At 63.3% G+C, this 21,680-nt stretch carries 11 protein-coding genes and 2 pseudogenes; 9 read left to right on the top strand and 4 right to left on the bottom strand.

Features of this window, described 5'->3' with window-relative positions:
• The first annotated feature begins 2 nt into the window (after positions 1-2).
• From A7X12_RS22325 to A7X12_RS25750, 4 genes are all read left to right on the top strand, one after another.
• Complete coding sequence (locus A7X12_RS22325; protein WP_064313663.1) at positions 3-2,171, top strand: tetratricopeptide repeat-containing sulfotransferase family protein; 2,169 nt, start codon at positions 3-5, stop codon at positions 2,169-2,171.
• Positions 2,168-3,361, top strand: a complete 1,194-nt coding sequence (locus tag A7X12_RS22320; RefSeq protein ID WP_064313662.1) for a hypothetical protein — start codon at positions 2,168-2,170, stop codon at positions 3,359-3,361. The genes A7X12_RS22325 and A7X12_RS22320 overlap by 4 nt, the downstream gene beginning before the upstream one ends.
• Positions 3,362-3,627: 266 nt before the next feature.
• A complete protein-coding gene (locus tag A7X12_RS22315; protein ID WP_157105689.1) occupies positions 3,628-11,847 on the top strand; it encodes a hypothetical protein in 8,220 nt (2,739 codons plus the stop codon).
• Between the two features lie 176 nt (positions 11,848-12,023).
• Positions 12,024-12,197, top strand: coding sequence for a hypothetical protein (locus tag A7X12_RS25750; RefSeq protein WP_157105688.1), 174 nt, complete (start codon positions 12,024-12,026; stop codon positions 12,195-12,197).
• A gap of 610 nt (positions 12,198-12,807) precedes the next feature.
• Here the strand turns inward: A7X12_RS25750 and A7X12_RS22305 are convergent.
• On the bottom strand, positions 12,808-13,014 hold the full coding sequence (locus A7X12_RS22305) for a hypothetical protein (protein ID WP_064313659.1): 207 nt from the start codon (positions 13,012-13,014) through the stop codon (positions 12,808-12,810).
• A complete protein-coding gene (locus tag A7X12_RS26830) occupies positions 12,987-13,130 on the bottom strand; it encodes a hypothetical protein (protein WP_443029319.1) in 144 nt (47 codons plus the stop codon). Before A7X12_RS26830 ends, A7X12_RS22305 begins: the two co-directional genes overlap by 28 nt.
• A gap of 129 nt (positions 13,131-13,259) precedes the next feature.
• On the opposite strand from A7X12_RS26830, the pseudogene A7X12_RS26510 reads away from it, so the two are divergent.
• Positions 13,260-13,980, top strand: a pseudogene (locus A7X12_RS26510) (transposase).
• A gap of 405 nt (positions 13,981-14,385) precedes the next feature.
• Positions 14,386-14,988, top strand: a complete 603-nt coding sequence (locus A7X12_RS22295; RefSeq protein ID WP_064313658.1) for a response regulator transcription factor — start codon at positions 14,386-14,388, stop codon at positions 14,986-14,988.
• A gap of 154 nt (positions 14,989-15,142) precedes the next feature.
• On the opposite strand, the gene A7X12_RS22290 is transcribed toward A7X12_RS22295, so the two are convergent.
• Together A7X12_RS22290 and A7X12_RS25305 are read right to left on the bottom strand one after the other, a co-directional pair.
• Positions 15,143-15,469: a helix-turn-helix transcriptional regulator gene (locus tag A7X12_RS22290; RefSeq protein WP_064313657.1), complete on the bottom strand. Its 327-nt coding sequence runs from the start codon at positions 15,467-15,469 to the stop codon at positions 15,143-15,145.
• Positions 15,470-16,931: 1,462 nt separating this feature from the next.
• The gene (locus tag A7X12_RS25305; protein WP_084445979.1) at positions 16,932-17,549 is read right to left on the bottom strand and encodes a tyrosine-type recombinase/integrase; all 618 of its coding nucleotides are present in this window, start codon (positions 17,547-17,549) and stop codon (positions 16,932-16,934) included.
• Positions 17,550-17,670: 121 nt separating this feature from the next.
• Between A7X12_RS25305 and A7X12_RS22285 the strand changes: the two genes are divergently transcribed.
• The 3 genes and pseudogenes from A7X12_RS22285 to A7X12_RS25735 form a co-directional block, all read left to right on the top strand.
• Positions 17,671-19,035: an EAL domain-containing protein gene (locus A7X12_RS22285; RefSeq protein WP_064313656.1), complete on the top strand. Its 1,365-nt coding sequence runs from the start codon at positions 17,671-17,673 to the stop codon at positions 19,033-19,035.
• A gap of 100 nt (positions 19,036-19,135) precedes the next feature.
• Positions 19,136-19,792: a DUF4019 domain-containing protein gene (locus A7X12_RS25300; RefSeq protein ID WP_232318649.1), complete on the top strand. Its 657-nt coding sequence runs from the start codon at positions 19,136-19,138 to the stop codon at positions 19,790-19,792.
• A 126-nt stretch (positions 19,793-19,918) separates the two neighbouring features.
• Positions 19,919-21,680 (top strand): annotated as a pseudogene (locus A7X12_RS25735) (hypothetical protein); the annotation flags it as partial.

Raw genomic sequence — 21,680 nt, 5'->3', positions numbered from 1 at the left:
CTATGAACACGCCAACGCAGAACCTGACCGTCGAGCAGGCACTGGCCCAGGCCAACGCCCATTGGAATGCCGGACAGGCCGATCAGGCCGAACGGCTGTGCCAGCAGGTACTGGCGATGTGGCCGGGGCAATCGGATGCCCTGCACCTGATGGGGCTGATGGCGCACGCCTATGGCAATCTGGATCTGGCGATCGACCATCTCCGCGGCGCCTGCCAGGCCCCGCGGGCGCCGGCCATCTATCTGAGCAACCTGGCCGAGATGTGCCGCCAGGCCGGCCAGCTGGCCGATGCCGAGCAGGCGGGCCGACGGGCGGTGACGATGGACAGCAATCTGGTAGCCGGCTGGAACAACCTCGGCATCGTTCTCCAGGAAGCAGGCAAGCTGGAGGAGAGCCTGACCTGCCTGGAGCGGGTGGTGGCGCTGCAGCCGGACTATGCCGAGGCGCACAACAATCTGGGCAACACGCTGAAGCGGCTGGGGCGGCTGGACCAGGCGCGGACGCAGTACGAACGGGCATTGGCGCTGGCGCCCGGTTATGCCGAGGCGATGAGCAACCTCAGCCATCTGCTCAACGATCTGGGCCGGCCGGACGAGGCGCTGACGCATGCGCGCCGCGCGATCGACGCCAATCCGCGCCTGTCCGACGCCTATATCAACGCCGCCGCGGTGGAAGTGGCGCGCGACCGCTACGAGGACGCGCTGCGCTGGATCGATTCGCTGCTGATTTCGGTGCCGATGCATGTTGGCGGCCTGGGCGTGCGGGCGACGATCCTGCGCCGGCTGGGGCGATTGGACGAGGCCGCGGCCGATGCCCGCCGTGCCGTGGCCGCGGCGCCGGAGAGCGGCGAGGCGCAGAACATCCTGGGCGAGGTGCTGCAGGCGCAGGACCGGATCGACGAGGCTCTGGCGGCCTTCGACCGTGCGGCGCAGCTGCCCGGCTTCGGCCGCGAAAAGGCGTTCATCAACCGCGGCGTGCTGCTGATGGAGCAGGGCGACCGTGCCGGGGCGAAGACCGCGTTCGAGCAGGTGCTGGCGCAGTTCCCCCGCTCCGCCGCCGCCTGGTTCAACCTCGCCGATCTGCGGCGCTTCGAACCCGGCGATCCCGCGATCCCGGCGATGGAGGAGCTGCTCGCCGCCGGCGGCGTGGAGGTGCAGTCGGATCGCACCGCGCTGCAGTTCGCGATCGGCAAAGCGTGGATGGACGTCGGCGATGCGGAGCGCGCCTTCACCTATCTGGATGCGGGCAACCGGGAGAAGCGGGCGACCTTCGCCTATGATGCCGATGCGATCGAGCAGTGGATGTCGGACATCATCGCCGCCTTTCCGGCCGAGCTGCTCGCCCGGCCCCGCGCCACGATCACGGGCAGCGATCTTGCCGTGTTCGTGCTCGGCATGCCCCGCTCGGGCACCACGCTGATCGAGCAGATCCTGGCGTCGCACCCCGCGATCGCCGGCGCCGGCGAACTCTCGACGCTGCAACGCCTGGTCCAGCAGGGCGGCGGCTATCCGGCGATCGCCCGGCAGCTCACGACGGAAACCGAAGCGGCGCTGGGGCGGCACTATCTGGACGCGATCCGGCCGATGGCGGGCAATCGCCGCCGGCTGGTGGACAAGATGCCGTCGAACTTCCTGTTCGCCGGGCTGATCCACCGCATCCTGCCCGAGGCGCGGATCGTGCACGTGCGCCGGGACCCGGTGGATACCTGCCTGTCCTGCTATACCAAGCTGTTCAGCCGCGAGCAGCTGTTCAGCTACGACCAGGTGGAACTGGCGCGTTTCTATCGCAGCTATGAACGGCTGATGGCGCATTGGCGTGCGGTGCTGCCGCCGGACCGGTTCCTTGAAGTGCGCTACGAGGATGTGGTGGAAAACATCGAGCCGGAGGCGCGGCGCCTGACCGATTTCTGCGGGCTCGACTGGAACCCCGCCTGCGTCGATTTCCATGCGACCGCACGCACGATCCGCACGGCCAGCGTCAACCAGGTGCGGCGCCCGCTCTACGGCAGCAGCATCGGCCGCTGGCGTGCCTATGCGGGCTATCTCGGGCCGTTGCTCGAAACGCTGGGCATTGATCCGGCCGAAGCGCAGGATGCGCCCGCGGCTCCCAAGGCGAAACCCGCTGGCAAGGCCTCGGCCAAGCGCGCGGAGAATCCGGTGGCGGCGCGTTGAGCGGCGCGGCGGCGGACACCAAGGCGCTGGAGGCGCAGGCGCAGGCGCTGCTTGCAGCCGGGCGCGGCGCCGAGGTGGAGGCGATGCTGCGGCCGATCCTGGCCGGCGGCAGCGGTCCGGTGGGGCTGTGGGCGCTGCTGGCCCAGTCCTATCGCGTGCAGGGTCGGGTGGCGGAAGCGCGGCCGATCCAGGAAATGCTGGTCGATGCGCTGCCGGGCCACCTTCCCACCCGGTTCGACCTTTCGGAGACGCTGTTGCTGCTTGGCGATTTCGAGCGCGGCTGGCGCGAGTATGGCTATCGTTACAGCCTGGCGCACACCACGCGGATCGAACGCAAGGTGCAGCGCCCGCGCTGGGACGGGCGGCCGATGCCGGGCCAGACGCTCCTTATCCACGACGAGCAGGGCTATGGCGACACGTTCCAGTTCCTGCGGATGGTCGCCTGGGCGAAGCAGCGCAGCCAGGCGCAGGTAGTGCTCGAGATCAATCACGAGATGGCGAGCATCGCGCGGCGGATGCCCGGCTTCGATGCCGTCACGCTGCGCGGCGAGTTGCCGCCGCCGTTCCACGCGCACTGCGAGATGATGAGCCTGCCGATGGTGATGGGGCTCAAGCTCGGCGATCTTCCGGGCGATCCGATGCCCTATATCACCGCCTTGCCGGACCGGCGGGCAGCGTGGCGGGCGCGGCTGGCGCAGTATTCGGGGCTGAAGGTCGCGTGCCTGTGGGCGGGGCGGCCGACGCACATGAACGACGCCAACCGATCCATGTCGCTGGCGGCGCTGGCGCCGCTGGGGCAGGCGCGGGTGACCTTCTTTTCGATCCAGAAGGGACCAACCGAGGGAGATGCGCTGCGGCCGCCGCCGGGCATGAACCTGGTCAGCCTGAGCCCCGACATCCACGACTTCGAGGACACGGCGGCGATCCTCTCGGAAGTCGATCTGCTGATCTCTATCGACAGCTCGCCGGTCCATCTTGCCGGCGCGCTGGGCCGCCCTGCCTGGGTGATGTTGCCGCTGCTGCCCGACTGGCGCTGGCTGCAGGGCCGCGACGATTCGCCCTGGTATCCTTCGGTGCGGCTGTTTCGCCAGACCGAGTGGGGCCGGTGGGACCAGGTGATCGCACGCGTGGCTGCAGCGCTCGCGGACCTAAAGGCTGCCCCCGCGCTCGATTCTGCTAGGCTACGGTAAAATACAGTAGCAGTTGACTCAAATGATGGCCAAGATCAGGGTAAATGCGGATTAATCGATGACGGCAAGAATTGTTAGGTGAGGAACTTGCGTAGAAGGAATTTTGTTTCGGGCTGATTTTCAATGGGGTGCATGCGCCAAGAGGTATAATCATATCTCTTGTTTGCCATGATCGTAGTGAGTTGGCCGAAGATTCCGGTGCGCAGAATTTTGGGGCATGATCCATGCATTCGAATCGCGACCGGGCCATCCTGGCAAGTTCCTCCATGCTGATACTGGGTGTTGCACTCGCCACGCCGCCGGTCCTGGCGCAAGATACGACCATCGCGACATCGGTCACCACCGGAACGACGTGGAGCGGGGCGAGCGCGCCGGGCAGTAATTTCACCATTACCTCCACCGGCACGATCAACACCGCCGATCCGAGCGCCCTCACCATCACCGGCGGGGCCGGGGCGGCGGTGGGCACGCTGTCGAACGCTGGCCTGGTCAACGACACGGCGGGGGCGGGTGTCGCGATCCGTGTCGGCGCGAGCGGTACCGACACGATCAGCGTCGCCGAGCTGAACAACGCCGCGACCGGCACGATCTCGGCGGTCGTGACGGGGGTTTTCATCAATGCGGTCGGCACGATCGGCGTGCTGACCAACGCCGGGCGGATCAGCGGCCGCACCGCAGTCACCAATTCCGGATCGATTGGATCGCTCAGCAACACCGGCGTGATTGCCGGCACGACCCGCGGTATTCAGAATGCCGCCACGGGCAGAATCGGCACGCTCAACAATTCCGGCACGATTACCGTGGCCGCGGGGGCCGCGGGTGCCGCGGGCGGCATCGCCAACAATGGCGGCTCGATCCTGACGCTGATCAACACCGGTACGATCATCAGCAGCTCCAGCAGCGGCATCGGCAACAACCAGGCCTCGTCCTCGATCGGCCAGATCACCAATAGCGGCCTGATCAGCGGCGCAACCGGCGGCCTCTGGAATTCGGGGACGATGTCCCAAGTCACCAATACCGGCCGGATCATCGGGGCCCAGGCCGGCGTGTTCCATGCCAGCGGGACGATCGGCACGATCAACAACAGCGGCACGATCAGCGGCGGCAGCTATGGTATTTCGATCGGTGCTGGCGCGTTCAATTCGCTGATCAACAGCGGAACGCTGAGCGGCGCCATCGCGCTGTATCTGGCATCGGGCGTGTCCGTGCCCAACGTCACCAACAGTGGCGTGATCGCCGGCACCATCAACAATCGCAGCACCAATGCGCTGACGATCAACGGCGGTACCGGCGCTACGTTCGGAACCCTGACCGGCAGCACGCTGACCAACAAGGGCACCATCATCAGCACGCTGGCGAACCTGGCGTTTGCATCGGGCAATCTGGTGCTGAACGACAATATCAACGCCACGGGCCAGACGGTCACCAATAGCGGCGCGAATCTGCTGCTCAACAGCATCATCAACGTTGCCGGCGCCTATACCCAGACCGCCGGCACGCTCACCGTGGACCCCCTGGGCGGCGTGATCGCCACCGGCGCGGTTACCGCCAGCGGGGGGACGATCCGGTCCACCTTCGTCAGCACCGGCAACTATCTGGCAGGCACCTATACGCTGCTCGGCGGATCGAGCCTGAACCTGACCGGCGCAAACGTCACGATCGGTAATCTCACCGGTCTGAGCCGGTCGTCCATCACGAGCGGCACGGCGCTGCAGCTATTGGTCAACAACGACTATGTCGGCGGCACGCTGGCTTCCGCCAGCAATGCCGGGACGCTGACCAGCGCCAACACGGGCCTGTACGTCGCGACGACGGGCAGCATCGGAACCTTCAGCAACACCGGCACGCTGGGCGGCTCGCAGTTCGGCGTAAACAACCGCGGCACGATCGGGCTGCTGAGCAATTCGGGCCGCATCACCAACAACAACTTCACCGCGCTGTGGAACCAGGGCAGCATCGGCCAGCTCGTAAATACCGGCACGATCACCAACAGCAGCTGGGCGATCCTGAACACCGGCACGATCGGTACTCTGACCAACAGTGGCGTCATCGCCGGCGCGGGCAACGCGATCCAGAACAACGCGGTCATCAACCTGCTGAGCAATAGCGGGACGATGTCCGGCGCGAGCAACGCCGTGGCGGGCACCTTCGGCACGGTCGCCAACAGTGGCTTGATCCTCGGCAACATCAACGGGTTCGGTGGTTCGATCGCGACGATCATCGGCGGCAGCAACGGCACGGTCGGCACCTTCACCGGCTTCAATGGGGTGAGCCAGGGTACGATCGGCGCAAGCGGCAATCTCAATTTCGCGTCGGGCGCGCTGCTGCTCAACGATTCGATCATCGCTGCCGGGATCTCCGCCGCCCTGCTGACGATATCCAACACCGGCGCCGCCATCACGCTGTCCACGATCGTCAACGTCAACGCCAATTTCAGCCAGAGCGCGGGCACGCTGAACCTGGGCAGTGCGGGCCGGCTGGCCGTAACCCAGGCGGCTACGTTCACCGGCGGCACCATCAGCGCGGGCGCCAACGGATTTTCCTCCACCTCTACCTACCTGAAGGGTGCGACCGGCGGTACGCTGGTGAGCGGTGGAGCCGGCTCGAGTTACGCCGGCGTCAGCATCGTGGCGAGCGGCGGCTTTACCGGCCTGGCCTTTGGCAGCGCTACCAGCGGCAACAACCTGCTGCTGTCGGCCAACAACATCTATGTCGGCGATACGCAGGCTTCGATCAACAACAGCGATTCGATCAGCGGCACGACCTGGGCCCTCTACGTCGCGAACACCGGCGCGATCGGCACCCTTATCAACAGCGGAACGCTGACCGGCCTGAATGATGGCCTCAGCAATAACGGCAGCATCGGCAGCCTGTCCAACAGCGGCCTGATCAGCGGCGGGCAAAAGGGCCTGGGCAACCAGAGCACGATCACCAACCTTGTCAACACCGCCACCGGCACGATCCTGGGCGGGACTGCGGCGGGCCTGCAGAACGACACGTCGATGGGCACGCTGACCAATGCCGGCCTGATCTCCTCGGGTTCGGCCGGTTTCGCCAATTACGGCACGCTCGGCCTGCTGAGCAACAGCGGCAGCATCAACGGCGGGCCGCAGGGCATCTATCTCGACGGCAACAGCAACACGGGCGCGATCAACAACAGCGGCACGATCACGTCGGGGCAGAGCGCCGTCCAGATCAGCGGCACGCTGGGGTCGCTGGTCAACAGCGGCTATATCGGCAACGCCACCAATGCGGTGAACGTCGCCGGCACCCTGGCCGCGCTGGTCAACGCCAATGGCGGCACGCTCAGCGGCAACAATGTGGTCTATATCTCGGGAAGCCTTGGCGGGCTTTCCAACAGCGGCGTCATCAAGGGCAGGATCGACAACCAGACCGCCAACAACCTGACGATCACCGGCGGTGCCGCGGGCACGATCGGTACGCTGACCGGCACGTCGGGCATCGGTACGATCAACAACACGCTGAGCAATGTGGTGTTCGCATCGGGCAACCTGCTGCTGAACGACCGGATCATCGCCACGGGCCGCACCGTCAGCAACACCGGTGCCAGCCTGTCGCTGACCAGCAACATCAGCATCACCGGCAACTACAGCCAGTCGGCCGGCACGCTGAGCCTGACGCCGGGCACCAGCAGCCTGATTGTCAGCGGCGCGGCGAACCTGAGCGGCGGCACGGTTCTGGCGAACCTGTCCAGCACCGGGAATTACCTGGCGAGCAGCTATACGCTGGTCTCCGGCGGCGCGAGTTCGTCGCTTTCCGGTGCGACCGTTTCGGCCGGCAGCATCACCGGCTTGGCGAGTTCGTCGAGCATCAGCGGGAACAACCTGCTGCTGGCGATTGCCAACGATTATGTCGGCGGCGCGCTCACGACGCTGGCCAACGCGGCGTCGCTCACCAGCGCAGCCACCGGCCTGTACGTCGCGACGACCGGCAGCATCGGCACGGTGTCGAACACCGGCACGCTGGGCGGCCTGCAGTTCGGCGTCAACAACCGCGGCAGCATCGGCATATTGAGCAATGCCGGCCGCATCACCAACGCCAATTTCACCGCGCTGTGGAACCAGGGCAGCATCGGCCAACTGGTCAACACCGGCACGATCACCAACAGCAGCTGGGCGATCCTGAACAGCGGCACGATCGGTACCGTGACCAATAGCGGCGTCATCACCGGTGCCGGGGTGGCGATCCAGAACAATGCCGTCATCGCCGCCGTCAACAACAGCGGCACGATGTCGGGCCAAACCGCGCTTGCCGGCACGTTCGGCACGGTCCTCAACGCCGGCTTGATCCGCGGCAACATCAACGACAACGGCGGCGTGATCGGCACGATCATCGGCGGCACGGGCGGCGCCATCGGCACGTTTACCGGCGCGACCGGCACCACGCAGGGGACGATCGGCGCGAGCGGCAACCTGACCTTCGCCGCGGGCGCGCTTCTCCTCAACGACACGATCACCGCGGTCGGCATCGCCGCCAGCGCGCTGACCGTGAGCAATACCGGCGCAGACATCACCCTGTCGACGATCGTCAACGTCAACGGCAATTTCAGCCAGAGCGCGGGCACGCTCAACCTGGGCAGCACCGGCCGCCTGGTCGTGACCCAGGCGGCGAGCATCACCGGCGGCACCATCGCGGTCAGCGGCCTGTCCAGCACCGGCAACTATTTCGTGGGCACGACCGCGGGCACGCTCGTCTCGGGCGGCGCGGGATCCAACTATACCGGTGCCAGCATCAGCCTGGCCGGCGTCTCCGGGCTGCTCGCCGAAGCGACGACCAGCGGCACCAACCTCGTGCTGGGCATCAGCAACGACTATGTCGGCGGTACGCTCGCGGCGCTCGACAACAGCGGCAGCATCGGCGGCGTGGCCAACGCGGTCTACATCGCCGCGACGGGCAATCTAGGAACGCTGGACAACAGCGGCACGCTATCCGGAACCGACAGCGGCGTGTTCAACGCCGGGCAGGTGGCGCTGCTGCGCAATGCCGGCCTGATCGAGGGCGGGAACCCCGGCCTCTTCAATGCCGCGACGGGGCGGATCACCGCGCTGGTCAACACCGGCACGATCAAGACGGCCAACGATCCTTTCGGCACCGGGCTGCAGAATGCCGGCAGCATCGGCACGCTGACCAACAATGGCCTGATCGGCAACAACCTCGGCATCTTCAACAATGGCGGCACGATCGCCCAGCTGGACAACCAGGGCACGATCGGCGGTGCGACGGCGCTGTTCACCACCGGCAGTATCGGCGGCATCACCAATAGCGGCATGATCCGTGGCGCGATCGTCAACAATTCGGCCAATGACCTGACGATCGCCGGCGGCAGCGGCAGCACCATCGGCACGATCACCGGCGTCAGCGGCCAGACGAGCATCGTCAATGCCGCCAGCAACCTGGTGTTCAGCGGCGGCAACCTCGCGCTCAATGCGGCGATCGACGTGACCGGCCACAGCGCGCTCAACACCGGCGCGGCGCTGACGCTGCCGGGCATGGTGAGCATCACCGGCAACTACACCCAGTCGTCCGGATCGCTGATCCTCGACCCCGGCGTCGGCGGACTGGCGGTGAGCGGCGTCGCCACGCTGTCCGGCGGCTCGGTCGTCGCCGCGCTGTCGAGCTCTGGCACCTATCTGGCGGGCACGTCCTACACGCTGATCCAGGGCGGCGTAGGTTCGTCCTACAGCGGCGCAAGTTTCGCCTCGACGGGCGTTAGCGGCCTCGGCGTGACGACCTCGGTCGCCACCATCGGCGGCAGCACCAACATGCTGCTGTCGGTCACCAACGACTATATCGGCACTTCGCAAGGTTCGCTGGCCAACACCGGCACGCTCAGCACCGCGACGGCGATCTATGTGGCGTCCGGTGCGACGGTGGGCGTCCTGTCGAACAGCGGCACGCTCACCGGCACCGCCAATGGCGTGCTGGCGCAGGGCTCGATCGGCACGCTGTCGAACAGCGGCCTGATCCAGGGACCGAATGCGCTGGTCGCGGCCGGTGGTATCGGCACGGTGTTGAACAGCGGTGCGGTGCTGGGCAACGTGCGCAACCAATCGGCTAGCGCGATGACGCTGATCGGCGGCACCAGCGACTATGGAACCTTCTCCGGCCAGGGCGGTGCCCAGGGTACCATCACCAGCACCGGTGCCGACGTCGTGCTGGCATCGGGCAAGATCCTGCTCGACGATGCGGTGGTGGTGACCGGCCACCGCCTGACCAACAGCGCCGCCACCGTGCGGCTCGACCGTGCGGTGAACGTCACCGGCAATTTCAGCCAGACCGGCGGCACGCTGGAGATGACGCCAGGCACCGACACGCTGATCGTCAGCGGCACGGCCGCGCTCAGCGGCGGCACGATCGCGCTCGACGGCTTCTCCGCCACCGGCAATTATCTGGCCGGCTCCGGCGTTGGCACGTTGGTGCAGGGCGGGGCGGGCTCGACCTATGGTGGCCTCACCTACACCGCGAACATCGTCGGTATCGAGGTCGGCGGCGCCACCCAGGGCACCAATCTCGTGGCGCAGATCGCCAACGATTATGTCGGCGGGACGCTGGCGGCACTGAACAACACCAGCGCGCTCAACGCCACGACCGCCATCTATGTCGCTGGGACGGGGTCGATCGGCACGCTGACCAACAGCAACACCGTTACCGCTACCACGGGCCTGGTCAATAACGGCACGATCGGCGCGATCGCCAACAGCGGTACGCTCTCGGCGCCGAGAGCGATCTACAATGCTGGCACGCTGGGGCCGATCACCAACAGCGGCGTGATCGCGGGCAATATCCAGAACGCATCCAGCACAGATCTGCGCATCGCCGGCGGCAGCGGTGCCAGCTTCGGCACCCTGACCGGCTTCGCGGCCGGCAGCCAGGGCACGATCACCAATCTCGCGAGCAATCTGGTGCTCAGCGGCAACCTTCTGCTGAACGATGCGATCAACCTCGGTACCCGGGGGCTGGTTAGCACCGCCGCGCTGCAGCTGAACAATGTGGTGCGGGTGACCGGTAACTACAGCCAGACCGGCGGCGCGCTGCTGATCGGGGTCACCTCCACCAGCGTCTATGGCCAGCTTCAGGTCAGCGGGTCGGCGAGCCTCACCGGCACGAACGTGCGGCTCATCGCGCTGGGCGGCACCGCCCTCTCGGCAGGGTCTGCCTTCACGGTGGTCAAGGCGGGAGGCGCGTTGACCTATAGCGGGCTGACGGCGTCGATCAGCGGCTTCGGCGGCAGTTTCTCCACCGCCACCGGCGGCGGCACTTCCGACTTGGTGCTTACGGTGCTGAACAACGTTCCGGCGACGCAATTCGCCCCGACCGGCGTTTCGGCAGGCGGTGCTGGCGTCGGGACCGGTGCTGCGCTGGACGCTATCATCGCTGCAGGCAATGGCCCGGGCGGTGCGGCGGCGCTCCCGGTGATCAGCGAGGTGCTGCTGCCGCTCGCCGCGCTGCCATTCGCGGAGCAGGAGCGCGCGATCGTCCAGCTTTCGCCGACGCAGCTGACGCCGCAGGTCGTGGCCATCGCGGTATCGCCCGCGGTCAACGCGATCATCCAGCACCAGGAAGTACTGGCGGCCAATGCCAGCGGTCGCGAGGAGCGTGGCATGGCGGCCGGCTCGCAAGGTCAACGCGGCAGCGTGTGGGGACAGATCCTGGTCAACGCCGCCAAGCGCGGTGAGGCCAGCGGCGCATCGCCCTATGCAGCCAACAGCTTCGGCGTCATGGCTGGCGTGGACCTGATCGGCACCACCAACCTGGTCGTCGGTGGGGCGCTGAGCTGGGTGGGCAGCACCGCCAATGGCCGGTCGGACCTGACCGGCAGCCGCACCCGCCTCAACAGCTTCCAGGGAACCGCCTATTTCACCTGGCAGCCGGGCGATCCGGAAAAGAGCGGTCTCGCGATCGATGGCCAGCTCGGCTTCGGGTATAATCACTATCGCCAGCACCGCCGGATCGACTATCTCGGCCGGAGCGCTGAAGCGTCGTATAACGGCAGGCAGTATCTTGGCGGCCTGCGCGTGAGCTATACGGTGCCGCTGGGCGAAACCGCTTCGTTGACGCCCTTTGCCGGCGGGCGTGCAGTCCATCTCGATAATGACGGCTATACCGAAAGCGGCGCGGGCACCGCCAACCTGCAGGTACGCAAGCTCTCGGTCGACTCGTTCAACCATGAGGTCGGGGTGCAGGGTGCGGCGATCTTCGACACCGCTTCGGGGCGTTTCGCGCCGTCGCTGAAGATCGGCTGGACGCATAACTACAAGAACGGCCCGATACCGCTGAGCGCGGTGCTGGGCGGAGTGGTCTTCACCAGCAACTCCACGCGCGGTGCGAGAGACGGTGCGATGGTCGGCGTCGGCATGAGCTTCATGCGCAGCGATCGTCTGCGCATCGGGGTGCAATATGATGGCGAACTCCGCAGCGCGTTCCAGAGTCATAGCGGTACCGTGAAGCTGACGGTTAACTTCTGAGGCCTCCGGCGCCGAACGGGCCGACCAGGAGCTAGATGGCGGGAGCGAGGTCAGGTCGCCTACGGCGCGCGTGCGGCCGCCGTGCGCACAGGGGGCGCCGTCCTCCAGGAAAACGACCGGCATGCGAGAACGTCGACGGCGACTGGATCAATGCGTTCCGCGAGCAGGCGGCGGAGGTGCCGATCGTATCGCGCACCGGCATCCAGCGGGAGCGCTCGTCCGGCTCGGTCAAGGCCAGCGTGCACCAGCCCGCTGCGGTGATCAACTTCGCTTTTGGGCGCGAGGACATGCTTTTCCAGGGCGTGCTGGCCGCGACGAAGCCGGAGCAGGTCAGGCTTGTGTGCGGTTAGATGCGGGGAATCCGGCGCAGTCGCTCGGGCGAGCACCGGAATGTCGCCGGAGCAACGAACAGCGCAACAGAGCAGGATGGGAGATTTTGTGATGGCGCATCCGGCTCATTTTGAACCTGTAGCCTCTGCCTTCCGTGATATGGCCGTCTAACCGTCAGCAACAAGCGATGCGAGCTTCGACCTTGTAGCGTTCTCGTTTGTCTTCAAGCGCTCGAGATAGTCTGACCAGTATTGCATGATCCGGACGCGCTCGCCCCAAGGCTCGGCGCTGAGATAGGCGAGACGGACGTCATTTTTCTCTACGTCCGCGAACTGGCGTTCGATCGCATCGGGGTGCCATTTCTTGCTGTCGTTGAGGAGACTGCTTGGCTATCGCGCGGAAGCCGTAGCCCGTCATCTGCGGTTTCTCGTATCCCAGGCGTTGCAGCGCGGCGTAGATAGTGTCGTCGGAGATTTGGCGAGCGTCTGGCCGGACGCTTGGAAACAGAAGTTTCGACTTACCGCTCACCTTTCGCTCCATAAGGAGCACGAGGACCTGCTTTGATAGTGGTACGCGATGCGGACGGCCCATCTTCATCTTCTCGCCGGGGATGGTCGAGAGCTTTGCGGATTAGTCGAACTCTGCCCATTCTGCCGCAAGCAGTTCGCCCGGACGCACAAAGCCGTGTGGGGCGATCCGAAGCGCCAAGACAACCGATTGCTGACCCGAAAAGCCGTCTATGCCGCGCAAGAGCGCGCTGAGCTCGTAGGGCTCGATGATTGCGACATAATGCTTGACCTTGGGCGTTATCAAGGCGCCCTGAAGATCGCCGGCCACGTCTCGCTGGGCCCTTCCGACGGCGATAGCGTACGAATGACGCTGCTGCAGGTGCTGTGGAGGCACCGTGCCGTCTCATAGCGGCCTCGGACCTCTACGGTCCTCCCAACGGTCAGCAGTTCAGGCGCACAGATGTCGCCGACCGGTCGAGTCCCGATAATACCAAAGCTCGGAAATCGTGACTCCTAGGGCTTTCGGGTAGCTGCGTTCCCTGATTCAGCATGGCGAACGGATAGGACTTTGCCATGCCGGTCCCCCTTCGCCCTGATTTGGATGGGTCGTTTGGTCACATAGGCCTCCCGCAATTCGAAGGACGCGCGCAAGCGCGGCGCTTGCTAGCGTTGGCGGCCATCTACGAAGGGGCCAGCCGGACGGAGGCGGTGCGGATCGGCGGGGGACGTGGCAGATTGTCCGGGACTGGGTGGTCAAGTTCAACGCGTCCGGTCCGGACGGGCTGATCGATCGGAAGTCGTCGGGGGAGGCGTCGCGGCTCAACTCACCGCGCGGCGTTGGGCGAAGCGCGGAACCCGGCCTTCTGCGCCGCACGACCAGCGAACCCAATCCGCCTACCTCTTCGGCGCGATCTGCCCGCAGAAGGGCAAGGCGGCCGGCCTCGTCATGACGTTCTACAATACTGCCGCTATGAACCTGCATCTAGCGGAAATTGCCAGGCAGGTGGCCTCTGGCTCCCTTGCCGTTCTACTCATGGATTAGGCCGGTTGGCACATGATCGCCAAGCGCGCCGTGCTTGGCAACATCAACATGGTCCTGCTCCCTGACAAATGCCCCGAACTCAATCCCCAGGATAATGTCTGGCAGCTCCTGCGCTATAACTGGCTGTCGGACCGGGTCTTCGTCTCCTCCGACAACATCGTCGACCATTGCTGCGAGGCATAGAACAAGCTCATCGATAAGCCTTGGCGCATCATCTCCATCAGGCGACGCAGATCGGCGAGTGGGTCATGATCAATGCAGGTTGGTATAGCACAGGCCAGCCCCGGTCGGTCGGTGCTGCCCCAACAACCAGCGTCGGTTGAAGCTGCCGATCTGGCTGATCCACAGCTCGGCTTCTCGTCACAACGATCGAGGCGCGAGCTACCGAATACGGTACTGTCGTATCAAATTTGACTCAACTGATCGAGAAATATGCAGTACTAACGTATTAATGGGGGTGGAGGCGGAGTCAACCAGGAGTGGGACGCATGGTAAAATGCTGGTGCATTTAAATGTCGTTGTTGGAAATATAAACGTGCCGATTAATGCATATCCATGGGATGTTAAGCAAAAATGGTGTGCCTTTCTAATAATTAAAATGAATTATAATAATATACCCAAAATGTGCATAATATAAATTACATAGGACGGCAATTGATGGAGAGTAATGAAGTTTTCATTATCGAAAGTGATGAATTAATATCTAGGGAGATTTTTGATCTTCTAAATAATATTGGATATGAGATAAAAATATATACTAGTGCTTACGATTTTCTATCAGATAATAACGCACCTGCTGGTGTGGTTGTTATGGATTTGCGGTTAAAGGGAATGAGTGGCCTGCTACTGCAGCGCAAGCTCCAGGCAAATATTAACGTGGAGACCATTTTCATGAGTGGTGTCGCGCAGGTCGAGGATGCCGTGAGCGCTATGAAGGCTGGTGCGTTCGAATTTCTTGTTAAGCCTTTTCGTCCGCAGACCTTGATCGATGCGGTTGGCGCAGCGTTCGAGCGGTTGTGGGCCAGTCGGCTCGATCGAATGGCGGCGGAGTCGGCGAAGGCTGCTTATGAGAGCCTTAGCGACGCGGAGCGCGAAATCGCGCAATTGCTCGCGCGCGGGCTCCGCAACAAGCAGGTTGCCCATTTCTCCAGCCGCGCAGAGAGCACCGTCAAGGTGCATCGGGCCCGCATCATGAAGAAAATGGGCGTCCAATCGCTCGCCGAACTGGTCCGCCAATTGCGGCATGTGGGGTTTGGATAGGGCGCCTCGCCAGCGAGGGCTTTGGCTCCCGGCATGTAGGTGGCGCGGGTCAGTCGCGCGCTATCGGGGTGCCGAGTTCGGCGGGCGGCCGCAATGCCGAGCGACGTTGCAAGAGTGCTTGTAAACTTGGCGAACGGGTCCATTCCAGTGCGGGTTAGTCGATTGCCCCCGCCCGCCGAAGGGCGTCGATCACGCCGGCAAGTGCCGCCTCGCTGTCAATCTCGATGCGGGGCTTTCGGGGCGGGCCTGCGCGCAGTGGCGTCAGTAGTTCGACCAGCGTCGTGCCCAAGCAAGACGAAAGTGAGGCGACTTTTTCCAGCGAGGGATTTCCCACGCCGTTTTCGAGGCTGACGAGGTAGCTACGATGTAGGCCTGCCCTGTTCGCCAGTGCCTGTTGCGTTAGGCCGGCGGCCTCGCGCGCAAGGCGCAGATTCCGCGAAAGGGTGATGAGTTCGGGTAGGTCGGACTTCTCTGGTGGCATTGGGCCCACGTTAGCGTGTTTTGGATCCCGCTGGCCAGTACCTTCGCACCTGCCTCGCTGGCGGAGAAAGAGGGTTATATACGTCAATTCTCTTCATCCGAAGGGCTTCCGGTCAGCAATCGGGGGACGAAATCCCGGGTAGGAATGCATAATATATTCGACTTATAGCGTTTTCATGCTACATGTGCACTCGTCCACGGTTCCAATGGTGAATGCGCGGTCGCCCTGTCTTGAAGGGGTGTTGCGATTCCAGGCGCCCTTGCGCGCCATTTTCGCGTCGCGGTGCCTGATCGGTGCTGATCGGGCGCCGCAGCGGGCCGCGCGGGAAGCCAGAGCGTTGCGGGGCGCTGCGCCACGCAGCGGCTTAACGGCAATAGACCATTTGTCACTGCCGGCGGCGGTAAGGGAAACGCTACCGAGTCTATTCGATCTACGTATGAAAAACTAGTTTGATGATGTGGTTGCGATTAGCCTTGTTCTGTTTATTGATTGCCACGCCAGCTGGATGCGGGGAAAGCAACGAATTTTCACAGCAGCCGTTCGAGGCTTATACTTCCAACGACGCCATGCGTGCCGACGTCCTAGCACGTTGTGATAGTCATGTTGCCGACAACAGGCCCTTGTATTCGCAGTCGGATGATACCGAATGCAAAAAGGCCAGATCCGCAGAGTTCGTAAAATCCTGGCGTGCAGCGGTCCGGCCAAGTGGCCCGCGTCAACCTTCGTAAATTCGGGCGGCCCTCCCATTAAGAAGTGATCCGAGCGAAGGATGCGACTGCGTGCCTAGCCGCAAGGGAGTCGCGGCGGTCTCTTGGCGATAGTGTCCGGGCCAATGGTCCAGTGAAAACAAACGGGATTTCTTTCTAGCGGATTGCTCGCGACGCCGGTCAGTGGAATCGATTCCGCTTGGCCGCCGTCGGTTGTCCCATGCCAGATAAGCCGGTGTAGCTTTTAAAGTCGACTGAAAGCTCAATTTCCCGCGTACCGGAAATTAGATTGCTCCGCGCCTCAGTCCTATAGAACGGTTGTACGAAAAGCGCTGGATGCTCGAAGTTTCCTAACTAGAATCACGGCAAGAAATGTTCCTGGATCGCAACAAAAATGGTGTTCGGCGATCACCTCCCCAGCGGCACATTTCGTCGCACAATTGGCGGAACTGGTCGCGTTATTTTCGATTGGGACCATTTAATTCCGCGCCAATTTGGCCATATGGCTCGGTGACGCCACGCGAGGCCATGCTTCCGCAGTCATGTGGGTTGATTAGACGGCAGGGATTGATTTTTGCTGAAAAATCAATGGGTTGCAAAAAATTTTCTGAAACCCAATAACTAGTTTTGTTTCGGCGCGCAAGTGCGACAGCGCGCGCAAGACGTCGCGGGGGCGATTTCGCTATGCTGTACCCCATGCGATCGGGAGATCTCGCACGGCACAAACGACGAAATTGCCAATGGCGCTCAGAACTTTACCTCGCGCGAGAAAGCTCAGGGAAAGTCATTGCATTTACGCGCCACATTCTGCGAGCGATACTTCGCTCCTCAGGGCCTGACGCGCTGGCGTAAATCGCGGTAGTTCGCATGTCCGCATGGCCCAGCCATCGTTGAACGAGGTTGAGCGGTACCTGTGATTGTATTGCGGTGACGCCAAAGCAATGCCGCAACCCTTTCGGCATTGCATGCGATCCGCTTAATCCCGCCGCTTCCATGACCTTGCGGATACGTCGATAGGCTGTAACGCGAGAAAAGGTCCATAGGTGTAGCGCCTCCGCGCCCGGCGCGAGATGCGGTCGCAGATTGTGCGCGTCTATCAGCAAATTGATAAGCTCTGACGGCACTGGCACAGCGCGGAATATGCCGCGCTTCCGTTTCTTTAGGCACTCGATGATAACGAGCTTCGCATGGACGTCGATGCTCGCTGAAGTCAGGGATAGTGCTTCTGATATTCTGCAACCGGTAGCTGATATCAACCAGCATAGTGTCAATGTCTTCAAATCGAAGTGTTCTGCAGCCTTTAGGAATGCTGTTCGCTCCGAGTTAGTGAGATACTTGCGCTTTCCATTTGCATCGTAAATCGTATGTTGCATCACTAGCGACCCTTCATTTGATATCTTTATTTTGGCTGGATGCCGCCGTAAACCGCAATCGTCCAACCGTGTAACAGAACTAGTTATTCCGTCTCTCCAAGGAGGAGGCGCGGTTGCCTCCATGGCCGTCGCGGGGGCGAAGATGCTGGCTGGAAAGGTCGGGCGTTACTTTGGAGGTGCAAAGCGGCGCTCGGTCGCTGTGGTGCTCGAGCAGGATGCTTCGCAGCAGCTCGTTGCCTGCGCTGCCTTGGTGGTGATCGTTCGCATCGACAATCTCGAAATGGTCCGCGCTGCGTTTGGGGATGTGGCCGCGACCGAGGTGTCGGACGCGGTCCGGGCTGCCCTGCAGAAGCGTCTAGGCGAGTTGCCGGTGCCCGCTGGACAGGGCTTGGTGCAATCCGGTGCCGAATTCGGCTTCGTAGTGTATGTGGTTCCCGACGCTGGAACGACGGCACGCCAACTTCTGCACGCGCAGGTCGACCCCTGGTTGGCGGATATCGGATGTCACCCAATACCGACCGTGGGCGGGGATGTGCATGTCGCGCTGTCCTGGGCCTTTGTGGATGCCGAACTCGATCCAAATGCGGAGGAAGCGCGCCATCTTCTGCTGCTGCAGGCTCGGGATCAGCTTCCGCGGCGGGCCTGTGGGGGAGGGTTGCATTTCTTCCATGCGGACTGGGTGCGTCTTGACATGGGTGCTGCGGCGGCAGGGTACGCCGAACTGATACGAGGGGAGCTTCAGTTCGCTTGGGAGCCGGTGCGCTCGATCGACGGCGGCGCGTTGCTCTTCATGCGCGCGATCGCGGCGGTGCCAGGCACGGTCGGTCAGGTTATCGATCGAGAGGGGAATTATCGCGCCTTAGAGCGCTTGGGTCTGGTGTCTGCCTTCGATCAGGTCCTGATTCGGTATGGTGTCGAACGGCTTGTCCGTGACGAGGGTGAGGCGGTGTGTGTCGCGGTTTCTGCCGTGAGTTTCCGGTGGTCGGCCTGGTGGAATGGCGTGGCGTCTCACCTTGCGACGCATCGATCGCTTGCGGAGCGGCTGTTCATCGCCGTCGATTGCGATCAGTTTTCTGTCGTTCCGGGCGGGGCGGTGGAGCTTGCGGATCGCTTGCGGAGCCTTGGTTGCAAGATCGTGCTGCTCGGCTTTGGCGGTGCGCAGGTGGGCGTTGCCAGCGTGCTCGCACTGCAGCCCGATGTCATTACGCTCGATCCGTTTGTGGTCCGGATCGCTAAGCAGGGAGATCGAGGCAAGCTCCTTTTGCGTCATGTCTTGGCCCTGGCCGAGAGCTTGGCGCCCTGCGTGGTGGCGGAGGGTATCGACATGCTCGGTCATGCCGCGGTTGCCGCGGAGTCGGGCGTGTCTTGGGGCTGTGGCGACTATTTCGGCGCGCCCAGCTGGGTGGGGCCCGGCCTGATGAGCGGTGCGCGTAGCCGCCCCGCGCCATTCCCTGGTTCCGACAGGGTTGGTGGGGGCGTGCGGTGAAGCGCCCGCTGGAGCCGAATGAAATCGGGCCGGATCTGGACGCTCAGGCGGCCCGCCTCTGGCGTGGCTTGGTTCTCGCGGTTCCACTGTCATTGCTTCTGTGGGCGATCATCTTCTTCGCGGCGTGGTCTTTGCTTGCGTGATGGGCGGCGCCTTTTCTTCGACCTTTGTTGGGATGGTTTGCGTGGTCCGTACACGGTTCAAGAGTTTGCTTGTCTTGCTCCCTCTGTTTGTCTGGGGTGGCGCGACTTCCGCGCAGGGTGTGGTGCAGTCGCGTGGCAGTGCGGGAAACGCGCCCGGCGCCGTTGGGGCGCCGGTGCAGCATGGGGCGCGGGTGGCGCCCTCTGGGGCAGGGGAGCAGTGGCTCTCTCCCACTGTGTTCCTGGCGGCCGCGAACGCGATTTCTCTCCGCGCCGCCGCTGGGGGGGCGGGAGAGATTTACGACCAGGTTTCCCCGGCAATGAAGGCGCGCTTTTCCCGAGAGGCCTTCGTTGCGGAACTGGGCAGGCGCCTTACCGGAAAAGTAGCGGAGCGAAACTGGCAAAATGTCAGCCAGTTTTATGTCGAGAAGTCGAAAGAAAAATATAATCTCGCCTCAGGTGAATATATATCGGTGAGGCTGTTAGTTTCATTTCGTGATGATTCTTCCGTATCAAAATATAGATCGGAAACAATTTCTTTTCAGCATGTGGAAAGTGGTGCGTGGCTACTTTCTGGATATCAAATTGATACGTACGAGATGCCAAAAAATAAATAAATTATCTGCAATGAAAACTGATGTTGTGATCCGGGGTGGTAATTGAAGGGAAGTGTTATGAAGTATAATGATCTTCAGCCTAGGGCCCGATCAAGGAGGGGCGCTGCTGCGCATGTCGGTCGTGTCGTGGGCATCGAGGGAGCGCTGACCAAGAACATGCGCCGCCGCGTGATGGCGATCCTGCGCATGTCGTCCATGTATGTCGTGTTCGGGCGCAAGGCTAAGGTCGGCGCTATCGGGTATCAGGGCGCCATCAAGATGTCGTTTGCGCCGCCGGGCGATGGTGGAATCGCGCAGCATTGGGTTGATCTGTCGGGGCTGGGGCGGATCGGGCTGGCATCGGTCTTCGCTGTTGCAACCTCTGCGCTATGTTCCACGGAGGCAACTGCGCAGGTGGCGTATTCTGGCATCTGCGTAACGGGCAATTTGGGCGGCACCGGCAATGCGGACTCCGCAATTTTCGATAGCCGCAATTTGGCCATTGAGAAGGGGCGGGCCTGTGCCGGCAATTTCGGCGCGCAGAGCGGCGATAGCCTGGTCCAGATTTATTCGGCACCCAGAAGCGGTACCGGCGGGATCATTCAGATTGACTCCACGCGCCAGACGATCGGCTTCGGCCCAGGCGGAAATGGCTTCGCCCTGATGTCCAACGGGGCGGATGTCACCGGGTTGGGCGGCGGCGTGATCCTGGACGGCATTGCCGGGCAGAATCTTAACGCGGGAAGCAAGTTCGCAGTGAACGGCGCGCAGCTGTACGCCGTCTCCACGTCGACTTCCACGGCCCTCCAGTCTCTGTCGACCGGTGCCTCACTGTCGAGCTCTTGGGTTAGCTACCTGTCGACCGGGCTAAACAACCTGACCTCCAACGTGAATATCGTTGCGGCCAGCACAGCAAGCCTGTCGACCGGGCTAAACAACCTGACCTCCAACGTGAATATCGTTGCGGCCAGCACAGCAAGCCTGTCGACCGGGCTGAGCAACCTGACCTCCAATGTGAATATCGTGGCGACCAGCACGGCGAGCCTGTCGACCGGGCTGAGCAACCTGACCTCCAATGTGAATATCGTGGCGGCCAGCACGGCCAGCCTGTCGACCGGGCAGTCTTCGCTGTCGACGGGGCTTTCAGGCGCGAATAGCGGGATCGCGTCGCTGTCGACGGGCGTCGCGAGCAACGTCGCCTCGCTGTCGACGGGCCTCAGCACGACGAACAGCGCGGTAGCGGATCTCTCGACGGGCGTGTCCGCGGCGACCAGCGGGGTGACCTCGCTGTCGACTGGGCTGAGCACGACGAACAGCACGGTCGCGGATCTCTCGACGGGTGTCGCGAGCAACGTCGCGTCGTTGTCGACGGGCGTGTCCACGGCGAACAGTGGCGTGACGTCGCTGTCGACCGGGCTGAGCACGACGAATAGCACGGTCGCGGATCTCTCGACGGGTGTGTCCGCCGCGACCAGCGGCGTAACCTCGCTGTCGACTGGGCTGAGCACGACGAACAGCACGGTCTCGGACCTCTCGACGGGCGTCGCGAGCAACGTCGCGTCGCTGTCGACGGGCGTGTCCGCGGCGACCAGCGGGGTGACCTCGCTGTCGACGGGGCTGAGCACGACGAACAGCGCGGTCGCGGATCTCTCGACGGGTGTCGCGAGCAACGTCGCATCGTTGTCGACGGGCGTGTCCGCCGCGACCAGCGGGGTGACCTCGCTGTCGACTGGGCTGAGCACGACGAACAGCACGGTCGCGGACCTCTCGACGGGCGTCGCGAGCAACGTCGCGTCGTTGTCGACGGGCGTGTCTGCCGCGACCAGTGGCGTAACCTCGCTGTCGACCGGGCTGAGCACGACGAACAGCACGGTTGCGGACCTCTCGACGGGGGTGTCCGCCGCGACCA

This window comes from Sphingomonas sp. TDK1, from assembly GCF_001650735.1.
GTDB lineage: Bacteria > Pseudomonadota > Alphaproteobacteria > Sphingomonadales > Sphingomonadaceae > Sphingomonas.
Note: the sequence above shows the minus strand (reverse complement) of the source record. Positions and strands in the feature narration are given on the sequence as shown.